Origin of the sequence: Pseudomonas nitroreducens NBRC 12694 (genome assembly GCF_002091755.1) — a bacterium.
Lineage (GTDB): Bacteria > Pseudomonadota > Gammaproteobacteria > Pseudomonadales > Pseudomonadaceae > Pseudomonas > Pseudomonas nitroreducens.
This window is the reverse complement of the sequence record NZ_BDAI01000001.1, coordinates 809,546-823,875: the sequence shown is the minus strand read 5'-3', so window position 1 is coordinate 823,875 and position 14,330 is coordinate 809,546. Positions and strand designations below refer to the sequence as shown.

The 14,330-nt window shown below is 63.7% G+C and carries 13 protein-coding genes; 12 read left to right on the top strand and 1 reads right to left on the bottom strand.

Annotated elements, in window-relative coordinates:
- Window positions 1-78: 78 nt before the first annotated feature.
- The gene (locus PNI01S_RS03885) at window positions 79-1,719 is read right to left on the bottom strand and encodes a tetratricopeptide repeat protein (RefSeq protein WP_084357455.1); all 1,641 of its coding nucleotides are present in this window, start codon (window positions 1,717-1,719) and stop codon (window positions 79-81) included.
- Between the two features lie 209 nt (window positions 1,720-1,928).
- Between PNI01S_RS03885 and PNI01S_RS03880 the strand changes: the two genes are divergently transcribed.
- From PNI01S_RS03880 to fliG, 12 genes are all read left to right on the top strand, one after another.
- On the top strand, window positions 1,929-3,071 hold the full coding sequence (locus PNI01S_RS03880) for a flagellin N-terminal helical domain-containing protein (protein WP_084357454.1): 1,143 nt from the start codon (window positions 1,929-1,931) through the stop codon (window positions 3,069-3,071).
- A 79-nt stretch (window positions 3,072-3,150) separates the two neighbouring features.
- On the top strand, window positions 3,151-3,489 hold the full coding sequence (locus PNI01S_RS03875; protein ID WP_084357453.1) for a flagellar protein FlaG: 339 nt from the start codon (window positions 3,151-3,153) through the stop codon (window positions 3,487-3,489).
- A 96-nt stretch (window positions 3,490-3,585) separates the two neighbouring features.
- Complete coding sequence (gene fliD / locus PNI01S_RS03870) at window positions 3,586-4,992, top strand: flagellar filament capping protein FliD (RefSeq protein ID WP_084357452.1); 1,407 nt, start codon at window positions 3,586-3,588, stop codon at window positions 4,990-4,992.
- Between the two features lie 138 nt (window positions 4,993-5,130).
- Window positions 5,131-5,511: a flagellar export chaperone FliS gene (gene fliS, locus PNI01S_RS03865; RefSeq protein WP_065086324.1), complete on the top strand. Its 381-nt coding sequence runs from the start codon at window positions 5,131-5,133 to the stop codon at window positions 5,509-5,511.
- A gap of 26 nt (window positions 5,512-5,537) precedes the next feature.
- Window positions 5,538-5,834 (top strand): flagellar protein FliT, encoded by a 297-nt coding sequence (gene fliT / locus PNI01S_RS03860; RefSeq protein WP_024764931.1) that lies wholly within the window; start codon window positions 5,538-5,540, stop codon window positions 5,832-5,834.
- A 269-nt stretch (window positions 5,835-6,103) separates the two neighbouring features.
- Entirely contained in the window at window positions 6,104-7,579 is a 1,476-nt protein-coding gene (locus PNI01S_RS03855) for a sigma-54 dependent transcriptional regulator (protein ID WP_065086323.1), read from the top strand.
- Between the two features lie 122 nt (window positions 7,580-7,701).
- A complete protein-coding gene (locus PNI01S_RS03850) occupies window positions 7,702-8,922 on the top strand; it encodes a sensor histidine kinase (RefSeq protein ID WP_065086322.1) in 1,221 nt (406 codons plus the stop codon).
- Window positions 8,923-8,927: 5 nt separating this feature from the next.
- On the top strand, window positions 8,928-10,343 hold the full coding sequence (gene fleR, locus PNI01S_RS03845) for a sigma-54-dependent response regulator transcription factor FleR (RefSeq protein WP_065086321.1): 1,416 nt from the start codon (window positions 8,928-8,930) through the stop codon (window positions 10,341-10,343).
- A gap of 155 nt (window positions 10,344-10,498) precedes the next feature.
- Window positions 10,499-10,837 carry an endonuclease domain-containing protein gene (locus PNI01S_RS03840; protein WP_084357451.1) on the top strand — a complete coding sequence of 113 codons (339 nt, stop codon included), beginning with the start codon at window positions 10,499-10,501 and terminating at the stop codon, window positions 10,835-10,837.
- A 341-nt stretch (window positions 10,838-11,178) separates the two neighbouring features.
- Complete coding sequence (gene fliE, locus PNI01S_RS03835) at window positions 11,179-11,511, top strand: flagellar hook-basal body complex protein FliE (RefSeq protein WP_024764936.1); 333 nt, start codon at window positions 11,179-11,181, stop codon at window positions 11,509-11,511.
- A gap of 19 nt (window positions 11,512-11,530) precedes the next feature.
- Window positions 11,531-13,321, top strand: a complete 1,791-nt coding sequence (fliF, locus tag PNI01S_RS03830; RefSeq protein ID WP_024764937.1) for a flagellar basal-body MS-ring/collar protein FliF — start codon at window positions 11,531-11,533, stop codon at window positions 13,319-13,321.
- Entirely contained in the window at window positions 13,314-14,330 is a 1,017-nt protein-coding gene (gene fliG, locus PNI01S_RS03825; protein ID WP_017520274.1) for a flagellar motor switch protein FliG, read from the top strand. Before fliF ends, fliG begins: the two co-directional genes overlap by 8 nt.

Below are 14,330 nucleotides of genomic sequence, written 5' to 3'. Positions count from 1 at the left end.
CAAGCGGAGTCGCTGGCAATCAGGGTTGGCATCCGCCGCTTGGGCGGGCCGGTGGATAGTTCGTCGGGCTGACGGCGCTCAGATCACGCCGCTGACCCGCATGCTTTGCACCGCCTGGTCCAGGGCATTGCCCCAACGGCCCAGCTCGCGGTTGCGGATCAGGTGCACGGACGGATACCAGTAGCTGGTCGCGTCCTCGATACCCCAGCGCCAGTTCGGGTTGAGCTGGAGCAGGACGAAGGTCGGCACGCCGAGGGCGCCGGCCAGGTGAACGGTGGTGTTGTCGATGCTCAGCACGGCGTCCAGGGCGCAGATCTGGGCGGCCTGGGCGTCCATGTCCTTGAGCGGGTCGATGCTCTCGTCATCGTGGATGTACAGCCCCAGGCGCTCGACCTCTTCGCGTTCCTCGACGGTCTTGCCGTACTGCAGGTTGATGAACTGCACGTGTTCGAGCTTGCCCAGCTCCGCCAGCTCTTCCATGGCGATGCGGCGGCTCTGCATGTCGTTGGCGGAGTCGATGCCGCCGCGCCACGACAGACCCACCAGGCGCTTGCCGGGAAACAGCTGCTGGTACTCGGCTCGCTTGGCCTGGCTCTGTTGCGGGCTGGCCTTGAGGAAGGCGCGCGGCTGATTGACGAAAGAGGCGAGGGTAGGGCGCAGGAACTCGCCCAGGCTGCCCATGGGAATCTGGTAGTCGCTGCGCGGCCAGTTCTGCCGGTGCATCATGCGCTGGCCGTTGTGTACCTGGCCGCTGCTCTCGCGCTGGATCACGCTCAACCCAGGCATGCTTCGGTACAGCAACGGGTAGAGGCGATCATAGGTTTCGAAATGCAGCTGTCCGCCGAGCTTGAGCAGGTCCGGCAGCAGGCTGGCGAACATGATGTGGTCGCCGATGCCCTGCTCAGCCCAGACCAGCAAAGTCTTGCCCTCCAGCGGCTCGCCCCGCCAGCGCGGTGTGTTGAACTCCTGCTGGTGTTCCTTGAGCGAGGTCTTCCAGCGCCACTCGTAGTTCGGCCAGGCCAGCTCGAACTGCAGCAGGCGCAGTTGCAGTAGGGACAGGTTGTTATGGGTGCCTGCGTGTTGCGGCAGCTTTTCCAGCACTTTCATATAGAGGCGATGCGCCTCCCGGTAGCGACCGACCTGTTCCAGGGATAGCGCCAGGTTGAAGGGGCCGAAGGGGTAGTCGGGCGTCAACTCCGTGACCAACTGGTGGCAGGCGATGCTGTCGTGGTAGCGGCCGCAATCGAAGTACAGCGTGCCCAGCAGACCGAGCACGACGCTCTGCTGCCAGTCCTTCAGGGGCTTTTCCAGTGTCTGGGTATAGAGAGCTTCGGCTTCGTCGAAGCGGCTCTTGAGGGTCAGCGCGGCGCCGTACAGCCCCAGGCGCGGCAGGCTGGGTGAGGCTCGGTACCAGCGCTCGGCGCGCTCGAGATCCTGAGTGAACAGGCGATGCGAACGCATCATGTCGAGCAGCTCTTCATCGACGTTGGCCGCGGTCGAGAGATCCAGCGCGCGTTCGGCCCAGGGTTGGGCGGAAGATGGGTCGAGCAGCTCCAGATGCAGCCGGGCAATCTTCGCGTGGATCATCGCGGTTTCCGGCGAGAGCTTCGCCAACGCTTCATATAAGCGAATCTGCTCGCCGCGATCCTGGCGGCTTTCGGCGATCTGCAGCGCTTCACTGATGCGCTGGATGTCGGATTGAAGCGATTGGTTTGACATGTGGACCCTGCTGGTGACGGAGCTTTGGCGCGTTCGAGGGGTAATTGCAAGAACGAGGCCAGCCGGGGCCTGCGGAGCGGCCTGAAGAAAAATCGAAAAAAAAGTTAAAGCCCATCCGACTTGGGACGATAACCCTAACGAAGGTTCTCCACGCCATTTCGAATCAATCGGGCAGGGAGGCCACTTAGCCCTAACACGAGGAATTCGTCATGGCTCTTACCGTCAACACCAACATCGCCTCGCTGTCGGTTCAAAAGAACCTGACCAAGGCCGCCAACAACCTGAATACTTCCATGACCCGTCTGTCCACTGGCCTGCGTATCAACAGCGCCAAGGACGACGCCGCCGGCTCGCAGATCTCCAACCGTCTGACCAGCCAGGTCAACGGCCTGAACGTAGCCGTGAAGAACGCCCAGGACGCCAACTCCATCGCCCAGGCTGCTGAAGGCGCTCTGCAAGAGTCCACCAACATCCTGCAGCGTATGCGTGAACTGTCCCTGCAGTCCGCCAACGGCTCCAACAGCAGCGAAGACCAGACCTCGCTGAACCAGGAGTTCAAGTCGCTGACCGCTGAACTGACCCGTATTTCCAAGACCACCACCTTCGGTGGCGGCACCTCCGGTATCAAGCTGCTCGACGGCACCGCCGGCAGCAACGGCACCCTGACCTTCCAGGTCGGCGCCAACGCCAACGAAACCGTCAGCTTCACCCTGAGCGACATGAGCGCCACCGCGCTGAAGGGCTCCTCGCAACTGGCCTCCACCAGCCTGGACCTGAGCACCGTGCTGTCCGGCACCGGCGGCGTCGCTGCGACCGCGGGTACCCTGAGCATCAACGGCACCCAGGTCAGCTTCGCCAAGGGCGCTACTGCCAACGACATCGTCTCCGCGATCAACACCAACATTTCCGGTGTGGCCGCTGTCGCCGATGCCGCCGGCTCGGGTGGCACCACCAGCATCACCCTGACCTCGGGCAGCAACTTCACCACTGCCATCGGTACTGCTGCCGCGACCACCGCGACCACTACCACCACCAACTCCACCGTCCAGGCTCTGGACATCAGCACTGCCAAAGGTGCCCAATCGGCCACCCAGGTGATCGACGCCGCCCTGAAGCAGATCGACAGCCAGCGTTCCTCGCTGGGTGCCATCCAGAACCGTCTGGACAGCACCATCTCGAACCTGCAGAACGTGTCCGAGAACGCCACCGCTGCACGCAGCACCATCCAGGACGTGGACTTCGCCGCAGAAACCGCGGAGATGACCAAGCAGCAGACCCTGCAACAGGCCGCCACCGCGGTTCTGGCCCAGGCCAACCAGCTGCCTTCCGCTGTCCTGAAGCTGCTCCAGTAAGGGGTTGCCGCAAGGCAAAAAACGGAAAGGAAGGGCGCCCGGCGCCCTTCCTTGTTTTGCATTCGGAGGGTAACACCTGATGGATACCAGCCTCGGAATCAACAACTCGCGCCCGGTCGACAGCGCCGCCGCAGGCAGCAAGCCGGTCAGCGGCAACAGCTTGCCGCAGAGCGCCAAGGAATCGCCGGCCAGCAAGGCTCGCAGCCTGAACGAAGCCGTTAGCCGACTGCGTGAACAGGCCCAGTCGGTTCAACGCAACCTGGAGTTCTCGGTGGACGAAGCCAGCGGCGAAACCGTCGTAAAGGTCGTGGCCTCCGATACTGGCGAGGTCATACGCCAGATTCCTTCGGAAGTTGCGCTCAAGTTGGCAGAAAGCCTGAAGGAAGCGGGTAATCTGCTATTCAGCGAACGCGCCTGATCTATTTTGGTTCTTGGCGTGATTCTTGTATGAAGGGTTACCAAACGCAGGCGGCGAACTGAGAGCCGCCAGAAATTTGGACAGGAGGGTAGGCAAATGGCCGGGACTTCAATCAACGGTGTTGGGTCGGGATACGACATCGACTCCATCGTGACTGCTCTGGTGAACGCGCAGAAGGCGCCGAAATCCAACCAGATCAGCACACAGAAGACCGCGACCAATACCACGCTCTCGGGTATCGGCTCACTCAAGAGCGCCTTGTCCACCTTCCAGACCGCATTGAGCAAGCTCAACGCCTCCGATTCCAATGCTTTCGCTGGCCTCGCCGTTAAGAGTTCCAATTCCGATGCGCTTACTGCCTCGCTGGGTACCGGCGCTTCGGCCGGCACCTACAGCGTCGAAGTCAAGAACCTGGCTACCAGCTCCAAGGTCGCCACGCAGTACGTTGATAAATCCGCCTCTTTCGGTGCCGGCAGCCTGACCATCAAGCAGGGCAGCAGCACCTACAACGTCAGCGTGAAGGCTGGTGCTAGCCTGGCGGAGATCCGCGACAGCATTAACAGCCAACTCAAAGACAGCGGTTTCACTGCAAACATCATTACCGACTCCACGGGGCCGCGCCTGGTCTTGGGCTCGAGCGTGACCGGAGCTGGCAGCGATATCAGTGTCACCACTTCCGGCGACAGCAGCCTGGGGGTACTGGCTATCGACGGGGCCAATACTAAGGCCAGCGCCACTGCAGGTGGCTACATCGACAAACCCGCGATGAACGCCAGCTACACCATCGACGGGCTGGAAATGAGCAGCTCGGTGAACAAGATCTCCAGCGCCATCGGTGGCGTCGAACTGAGTCTGGTAGCAGAGGGTAAGTCGACGCTGACCGTCGATACCAACACGGATGGCCTGAAGACCTCAGTGCAATCGTTCGTCGATGCCTATAACGCGTTGATCACCAGCATCAACTCGCTGACCAAGGTCACCAATACCACCGACTCCAGCGGCAATCCGACCACCACTGCGGCTGCCCTGGCCAGTGATTCGATGACCCGCAACCTGCTCAGCGGGCTGCATAGCCAACTTGTGGGGGGCTCCAGCAATGGCGGCAGCATCAAGTTGCTGTCGCAGCTTGGAATTTCCACCAAGAACGACGGCACTCTGCAGGTCGACAGTGACAAGTTGGACAAGGCGCTGGAAAAGAACTTCGCCTCGGTCCAGGGCTTTTTCTCCGGTGATGGCGGGCTGCTCTCTCGCATGAGCAAAAGCCTGGATATTTATACCCAGACCAACGGTCTGCTGGATCAGCGCACGTCCGCACTCAACGGCACCCTGAGCGATCTGGCTGACCAGCAGATCAAGCTGGACAACCGGATGACCAAGCTGACCGAAACGCTCATGGCCAAGTACACCGCCATGGATACCCTGGTCGCTCAGCTCAAGGCTACCCGCTCCAGCGTACTGACCACCCTCAACGCGCTGAACAAGACCAGCAGTTCCGACAGCTGATTGCTGAGCCGCGCGCCGCTCTGCGACGCCATTGCGCAGCCGTACGCCCGTGCTGATTTTTGCCTAAAGGTTTTCCCGCCAGCGCCGATACTTTGAATATCGACGATTTGATCGTTCAGCGAATCAAGGGGAAATCAGATGAACGCTTCGGCAGCGCTGCGCCAGTACCAGAATGTGAACAACCAGTCGCAGGTGCACGACGCCTCTCCCCATCGTCTGATCCAGATGCTGATGGAAGGTGGCCTGAGCCGCATCGCCCAGGCGCGCGGCTCGATGGAGCGCGAGCAGTTCGCTCAGAAGGGCATGCTGATCGCCAAGGCCACCGCGATCATCGCCGGCCTGCGCGAAGCGCTGAACTTCGAGGCGGGTGGCGAGGTGGCGGAAAACTATGCCAACCTTTACGACTACATGAGCCGTCGCCTGGGCGACGCCAACCGCAGCAACGAAGTGCAGGTGCTCGACGAAGTCTCGGGTCTGCTGCGCACCCTCAAGGAAGGCTGGGACGCCATCGCTCCGTGATTGCTGCCTGCCAGGAGATACCGAACATGACTCTCGCCGTCCAGCAGATCGAACAGACCCGCCTCGCTCTCGGGGCCGCACTGGCCCAGGAAGACTGGGAAGCGGTCGCCCAGCTCGACCTTCAGTGTCGCGAGCACGTCGATGCCGCGATGGTCGAGCCGATGGACGATGACAGCGAACTCAAGCGCAGCCTGGAAGGATTGCTGGTGCTCTACCGCGAATTGGTCCAGGCTGTCACTCGGCAGCGCGAAGAGGTGGCAGGCGAAATCGTCCGCGTCAATCGCTCCCACCAGGGCGCCAAGGTTTACCAGATGTTCGGCTGATCCATTCGGATCGGCTCTCTTCGGGCGGTGATCGGTCAGGTACCGTTGGCCGCCTTCTGCGCTTCGAACTACCCTCCAGTTCGATTGCCATGACAAGGATCAACACCCTTCGTCGGGCTTCATCAAAAAAAACACGCCATAAATTTGACTCTAGCCACAATTTTGACTTAACTAGTGGCCAAATGCTGGCTAGCATGAGGAATTTGTGCTGTGGCCAGATCGTGTCAGCCGCCGTAGTACGGCCTTCAAGCCCGGGATGACAAGCTAAGATGTGGCGCGAAACCAAAATCCTCGTGATCGATGACAACCAGGACCGTTGCCGGGACCTCTCGGTGATCATCAGCTTCCTGGGTGAAGACCAGCTCTCCTGCAACAGCCGCGACTGGCGGCAGATCGTCGACCCTCTGCCCAATGGCAGCCGCGACGTGCTCTGCGTGCTGGTCGGCGCTGTGGAAAGCAAGGGCGGGGCGCTTGAGCTGCTCAAGCAGCTCGCTGCCTGGGACGAATACCTGCCCGTGCTGCTGATGGGCGAGCCGGTGCCCAACGAATGGCCCGAGGAACTGCGCCGCCGCGTGCTGGCCAGCCTGGAGATGCCGCCCAGCTACAACAAGCTGCTCGACTCCCTGCACCGCGCCCAGGTCTACCGTGAGATGTACGACCAGGCCCGCGAGCGTGGCCGTCAGCGCGAACCCAACCTGTTCCGCAGCCTGGTGGGCACCAGCCGTGCCATCCAGCAAGTGCGGCAGATGATGCAGCAGGTCGCCGATACCGATGCCAGCGTGCTGATCCTCGGCGAATCCGGCACCGGCAAGGAGGTGGTGGCGCGCAACCTGCACTACCACTCCAAGCGTCGTGATGCGCCATTCGTGCCGGTCAACTGCGGCGCGATTCCGGCGGAGTTGCTGGAAAGCGAACTGTTCGGCCACGAGAAGGGCGCGTTCACCGGCGCCATCACCACGCGTGCGGGCCGCTTCGAGCTGGCCAACGGCGGCACGCTGTTCCTCGACGAGATCGGCGACATGCCGCTGCCGATGCAGGTCAAGCTGCTGCGCGTGCTGCAGGAGCGCACCTTCGAGCGCGTGGGCAGCAACAAGACGCAGAATGTGGACGTGCGCATCATCGCCGCGACCCACAAGAACCTCGAGAAGATGATCGAGGACGGCAGCTTCCGCGAGGACCTGTACTACCGCCTCAACGTCTTCCCCATCGAGATGGCCCCGCTGCGCGAGCGCGTCGAGGACATCCCGCTGCTGATGAACGAACTCATCTCGCGCATGGAGCACGAGAAGCGCGGTTCGATCCGCTTCAACTCGGCCGCCATCATGTCGCTCTGCCGTCACGACTGGCCGGGCAACGTGCGCGAGCTGGCCAACCTCGTCGAGCGTCTGGCGATCATGCATCCCTACGGCGTGATCGGAGTGGGCGAGCTGCCGAAGAAATTCCGTCACGTCGACGACGAGGACGAGCAACTGGCGACCAGCCTGCGCGAGGAACTGGAAGAGCGCGCGGCGATCACCGCCGGCCTGCCGGGCCTGGACTCGCCGGCCATGCTGCCGGCCGAGGGCATCGACCTGAAGGATTACCTGGCCAACCTGGAGCAGGGGTTGATCCAGCAGGCGCTGGACGACGCCAGTGGTGTCGTCGCCCGAGCCGCCGAACGCCTGCGCATCCGCCGGACCACCCTGGTGGAGAAAATGCGCAAGTACGGCATGAGCCGCCGCGAAGAGGAAATGGCGGAGGATTGACGCCTCCGTCACACTCGTTTTTTCAAGTCATTGAAATATAACGAGTAATTTTTAGGCACGCGGTTTGCTAAGACTCATCCGACCGACAGATTCACGCCGTCGGACGGATGAGGAAAAACCGCATGATGCCCGCCACCCATCGCCAGACTGAACTCGCTTCCCGGCCCTCCGAGCAGGTGCCGGTGGAGCAGCAGAGCCGCGCCCATCTGGAGCAGACCTTCGAGCTGTTCAGCCAGATGTCCAGCCAGCTCAACCAGTCCTACAGCCTGCTGGAAGCCCGCGTCACCGAGCTCAAGGGCGAACTGGCGCTGGTCAGCGCGCAGCGCATGCAGGAGCTGGCGGAGAAGGAACGCCAGGCCAACCGCCTGCAGAGCCTGCTCGACGTATTGCCCGGCGGCGTCATCATGATTGACGGTCAAGGCGTGGTACGCGACGCCAATCCGGTGGCGGTCGCCCTGCTCGGCAAGCCGCTGGTGGGCATGCTCTGGCGCGAGGTCATCTCCCGTAGCTTCGCCCCGCGTGCCGACGACGGCCACGAAGTTTCCCTGCGCGATGGTCGCCGTGTGTCCATCGCCATCCGTCCGCTGAACGGCGAACCCGGCCAGCTCATCCTGCTCAACGACCTGACGGAAACCCGTCGTCTGCAGGACCAGCTTGCCCGTCACGAGCGCCTGTCCGCCCTCGGCCGCATGGTCGCTTCCCTGGCTCACCAGATCCGTACCCCGCTGTCCGCCGCCATGCTTTATGCCGGCCACCTGAGCGAAGGCGAGCTGCCGGTCGAGCAGCAGCAACGCTTTGCCGGCCGCATCAAGGAGCGCCTGCACGAGCTGGAAAGCCAGGTGCGCGACATGCTGGTATTCGCTCGCGGCGAGCTGCCATTGCCGGACCGTCTCGCCCCCAACCAACTGTTCAGCAGCCTTCGCGCGGCGGCCGAATCCCACGTCGCCGGCCTCAATCTGCGTTGGCAGTGCGATGCTCGCGTGGGCGAGTTGTTGTGCAACCGCGACACGCTGGTCGGCACCGTACTCAACCTGGTGGAGAACGCCATCCAGGCCGCTGGCCGCGAAGTGCGCCTGAAGGTGCACCTCTACCAGCGTGGCAACAGCCTGCGCCTGAGCGTCAGCGACAACGGTCCGGGCATGAGCGCCGAAACCCTGGCGCGTCTCGGCGAACCCTTCTTCACCACCAAGACCACCGGCACCGGCCTCGGCCTCGCGGTGGTGAAAGCTGTCGCCAAGGCTCACCAGGGTGAACTGCTTCTGCGCTCGCGGCCGGGTCTCGGTACCTGCGCCACCCTGGTCCTGCCGCTGATCCTGGCTCAATCCGCCGTCCACGAGGAGTGATTTCCATGGCCGCCAAAGTCCTGCTGGTCGAAGACGACCGCGCCCTTCGTGAAGCCCTCTGCGACACCCTGTCGCTCGGCGGGCACGACTTCATTGCCGTCGATTGCGCCGAAGCGGCGCTGCCAGCGCTGGAGAAGGATGCCTTCAGCCTGGTGATCAGCGACGTCAACATGCCGGGCATGGACGGGCACCAGTTGCTCGGCCTGATCCGCAAGCGCTACCCGCAATTGCCGGTGCTGCTGATGACCGCCTATGGCGCCGTCGACCGCGCCGTGGATGCCATGCGCCAGGGCGCTGCCGACTACCTGGTCAAACCGTTCGAGCCGCGTGCGCTGCTGGAGCTGGTGGCCCGCCACGCGCTCGGGGCCGTATCGGCCAGTGCCGGCGAAGGCCCGGTAGCCCTGGAGCCCGCCAGCCAGCAATTGCTGGAGCTGGCTGCCCGTGTTGCACGGAGCGATTCCACCGTGCTGATCTCCGGCGAGTCCGGTACCGGCAAGGAGGTGCTGGCGCAGTACATCCACCAGCAGTCGCCCCGCGTCGGCAAGCCGTTCGTTGCAATCAACTGCGCGGCGATTCCGGACAACATGCTCGAGGCCACCCTGTTCGGCCACGAGAAGGGGGCCTTCACCGGGGCCATCGCTGCCCAGCCGGGCAAGTTCGAACTGGCTGACGGGGGCACCATCCTGCTCGACGAAATTTCCGAGATGCCGTTGGCCTTGCAAGCCAAGCTGCTGCGCGTGCTGCAGGAGCGCGAGGTGGAGCGTGTCGGCGCGCGCAAGCCGATCAGCCTGGATATCCGCGTGCTCGCCACCACCAACCGCGACCTGCTCGGCGAGGTGGCTGCCGGGCGTTTCCGCGAGGACCTCTACTATCGCCTGTCGGTATTCCCGTTGGCGTGGCGCCCGCTGCGCGAGCGTCCCGCCGATATCCTGCCGCTGGCCGAACGCTTGCTGGCCAAGTACGCGCGCAAGATGAACCACGCACCCGTCACCCTGGCCGATTGCGCCCGCGCCGCCTTGCTGACGCACCCCTGGCCGGGCAACGTTCGCGAACTGGACAACGCTATCCAGCGCTCGCTGATCCTGCAGCAGGGCGGCCAGGTGCTGGCCGCTGATCTGTGTCTGACCTCGCCCATCGGCCTGGCACCGCGCCCGGTGTTGTCGGCAGTGCCGGCATCGGCGCCGCCGCCGGTTTCTGCCAGCGTCGACATTCCGTCAGTCGCCTCCACCGAGGCCGGGCAGCTGGGCGAAGACCTCAAGCGCCGCGAGTTCCAGATGATCATCGACACCCTGCGCAGCGAGCGCGGCCGCCGCAAGGAAGCCGCCGAGCGCCTGGGCATCAGCCCGCGCACCCTGCGCTACAAGCTCGCGCAGATGCGCGACGCCGGCATGGATGTGGAGGCTTATCTCTACGCCAGTTGAATGGCGAATGGACAACCCCTCTTGGCCCGCATTCGTGCGGGCCTTTTCTTGGTTGGGCTCGGTGGTTTCTGTGGAGCGCTGGTGTTCTCGTCTGGCTGCCTCCTGCATGGGAATGTCGGACCTTTCTCCCAGGTTGATCGACCTGGGAGCGAACCATGGACGAGGTGGCATTTGCGCGGCAGCTACGGCGGCGGCAAACCGACGCTGAGCGGAGTTTGTGGGCAGCGTTAAGAGATAGGCGTTTTCTTGGCCTGAAGTTTCGCCGGCAGGTGCCGTGCGGGCGCTATGTGCTGGATTTCTATTGCCATGCGCTGCGGCTGGCGGTGGAACTGGATGGTGGGCAGCATCTGGAGTCTGCGCATGATCGAGAGCGTGACGTCTGGCTGGCAGGGCAGGGGATTCGCGTTTTGCGCTATGGGAATCACGATGTCTTGGTGGGGGCTGATACTGTGCTGGAAGCGCCTCGATTGGCGGTCGAATCCGGTGCGGGATGATTACCCTCACCCCCAACCCTCTCCCAGAGGGAGAGGGGGATGTCCTCTGCCGGTTGGAAAATTGGCGTCCGTTCTGCTGTAGCGCAATGTCCGGCTGAATGCCTGCCCACCGGCCACGCCGACCTGCCCCCTCTCCCTCTGGGAGAGGGCTGGGGTGAGGGGCCCTTGACCGTACGCCAGTACCTCTGCCCGCAACACCTGGTCACTCAGCCTGCAGTCCCCATTCCAGAGCCATTTCTCGCATTTTTCCTACGCCCCGAAAACCTGGCACCCAAGTTGCAATCACCTCTGCAAAGCGCCGCGCAGTGTCAAAAAACCGCGGCCGGTCGGAGGGGTAAGTGATGAGTCAGGGTATCGAGTTCAATCGTCTGCTGCTGGAAATGCGCTCCATGCAAATGGAGGCCATGGCCAAGGCGAAGACGACGCAGGCGGCGCCGGTCGAAGCGGGGGCGCCGAGCTTCTCGCAGATGCTCGGCCAGGCCGTGGACAAGGTGAACGGTACCCAGCAGGCCGCCTCCGACATGGCCTCCGCCTTCGAGATGGGGCAGAAAGGGGTCGATCTCACCGACGTGATGATCGCCTCGCAGAAGGCCAGTGTTTCTTTCCAGGCGATGACCCAGGTACGCAACAAGCTCGTGCAGGCGTACCAGGACATCATGCAGATGCCGGTTTGATCGGCGAGGATCGTAGGTAATGTCCCAAGCCTCCGTTGTTGATAGCCAGATTCCGGCCAAGGTCGGCGCCGACGCGCCGAAAAAGCCGCTGCTGGGCCTGGCCTTCCTCGAGAACCTCGCGGACATGCCGGTGCTGCGCCAGGTCGGCCTGCTGGTCGGCCTGGCCGCGAGCATCGCCATCGGCTTCGGCATGGTCCTGTGGTCGCAGCAGCCGGACTACAAGCCGCTCTACGGCAGCCTCAATGGCGTCGACGCCAACAAGGTGGTCGAAGCGCTGTCCGCCGCCGATATCGGCTACAAGATCGAGCCCAACTCCGGCGCGCTGCTGGTGAAAGCCGATGACCTCGGCCGTGCGCGCATGAAAGTGGCCGGCGCGGGCCTGGCGCCGACCGACAGCAACGTCGGCTTCGAGATCCTCGACAAGGAGCAGGCGCTGGGCACCAGCCAGTTCATGGAAGCGACCAACTACCGTCGCGGCCTGGAAGGCGAGCTGGCGCGCACCGTCGCCAGCCTGAACAACGTCAAGGGTGCCCGCGTGCACCTGGCGATCCCGAAGAGCTCGGTGTTCGTCCGTGACGACCGCAAGCCCAGCGCCTCGGTGCTGGTCGAGCTGTACCCGGGCCGCAGCCTGGAGCCAAGCCAGGTGCTGGCCATCGTCAACCTGGTCGCCACCAGCGTGCCGGAACTGGACAAGTCCCAGGTCACCGTGGTCGACCAGAAGGGCAATCTGCTTTCCGACCAGCAGGAGCTCTCCGAGCTGACCATGGCCGGCAAGCAGTTCGACTTCACCCGCCGTATGGAAAGCAACTTCACCCAGCGCGTGCACAGCATCCTCGCGCCGGTCCTGGGCAATGGCCGCTACAAGGCCGAGGTGTCCGCCGACGTCGACTTCAGCGCGGTGGAATCCACCTCCGAGTCGTTCAACCCGGACCAGCCGGCCCTGCGCAGCGAACAGGTGAACAACGAGGAACGGCAGAACAGCAACGGCCCGCAGGGCGTGCCGGGTGCGCTGTCGAACCAGCCGCCGAACCCGGCCAGCGCGCCCCAGACCACCGGTCAGAACGCCGGCGCGGATTTCGTCGCTCCGGGTCAACCGCTCAAGGACGCCAACGGCCAGACGATCATCGATCCGAAGACCGGCAAGCCGGAACTGGCTCCGTACCCGACCGACAAGCGCCAGCAGAACACACGCAACTACGAGCTGGACCGCTCGGTGAGCTACACCAAGCAGCAGCAGGGTCGCCTGCGCCGGCTTTCCGTCGCGGTGGTGCTGGATGACCGCGTGATCGCCGATCCGAAAACCGGCGAAGTCAGCCACCAGCCCTGGACCGCCGACGAACTGGGGCGCTTCACCCGTCTGGTGCAGGACGCGGTAGGCTACGACGCCAGCCGTGGCGACAGCGTCAGCGTGATCAACGCGCCGTTCGCCCCGGAACTGGGTGATGAAATTGCCTCGCCGCCGTTCTACTCGCAGCCCTGGTTCTGGGATGTGGTCAAGCAGGTGCTGGGCATCGTCTTCATCCTGGTGCTGGTGCTGGGCGTGCTGCGCCCGGTGTTGAACAACCTGTCGGGCAACAAGAGCAAGGCTCTGGTGGCCGGCGGCGCAGGCGAAGGCGGCCTGGGCGAGCTGGGTGGTCTGGAGGGCGAGTTGTCCGAAGACCGCGTGAGCCTCGGCGGCCCGGCCAGCATCCTGCTGCCGAGCCCCTCCGAGGGGTACGATGCACAATTGAATGCGATCAAGAGTCTGGTCGCCCAGGACCCGGGGCGCGTAGCCCAGGTAGTGAAGGACTGGATCAATTCCGATGAGTGAAGCCCGCATGAGCGCCAAACTGAACAAGGTCGACAAGGCTGCCATCCTCCTGCTCTCCCTGGGTGAGACCGATGCCGCGCAGGTGCTGCGCCACATGGGCCCGAAGGAAGTGCAGAAGGTCGGCGTGGCCATGGCGCAGATGCGCAATGTGCACCGCGAGCAGGTCGAGCAGGTGATGGGCGAGTTCGTCGAGATCGTCGGCGACCAGACCAGCCTGGGCGTGGGCGCCGACAGCTACATCCGCAAGATGCTCACCCAGGCCCTGGGCGAGGACAAGGCGAACAACCTCATCGACCGCATCCTGCTGGGCGGCAATACCAGCGGCCTGGACAGCCTGAAGTGGATGGAGCCGCGCGCCGTGGCCGACGTGATCCGCTACGAGCACCCGCAGATCCAGGCCATCGTGGTCGCCTACCTCGACCCGGACCAGGCCGGCGAAGTGCTCAGCCACTTCGACCACAAGGTGCGCCTGGACATCATCCTGCGCGTGTCCTCGCTCAACACCGTGCAGCCGTCCGCGCTCAAGGAACTGAACCTGATCCTGGAGAAACAGTTCGCCGGCAACGCCAACTCCACCCGCACCACCATGGGCGGCGTGAAGCGCGCGGCAGACATCATGAACTACCTCGACAGCTCGGTCGAAGGCGCGCTGATGGACGCCATCCGCGAAGTCGACGAGGACCTGTCGGGCCAGATCGAAGACCTGATGTTCGTCTTCGACAACCTCGCCGACGTCGACGACCGCGGCATCCAGGCGCTGCTGCGCGAGGTCTCCTCGGACGTGCTGGTGCTGGCCCTCAAGGGCTCGGACGAGGCGATCCGCGAGAAGATCTTCCGCAACATGTCCAAGCGTGCCGCCGAGCTGCTGCGCGACGACCTGGAGGCCAAGGGCCCGGTGCGCGTCAGCGAAGTGGAAGGCGCGCAGAAGGAAATCCTCACCATTGCCCGGCGTATGGCCGAGTCCGGCGAGATCGTGCTCGGCGGCAAGGGCGGCGAGGAGATGATCTAA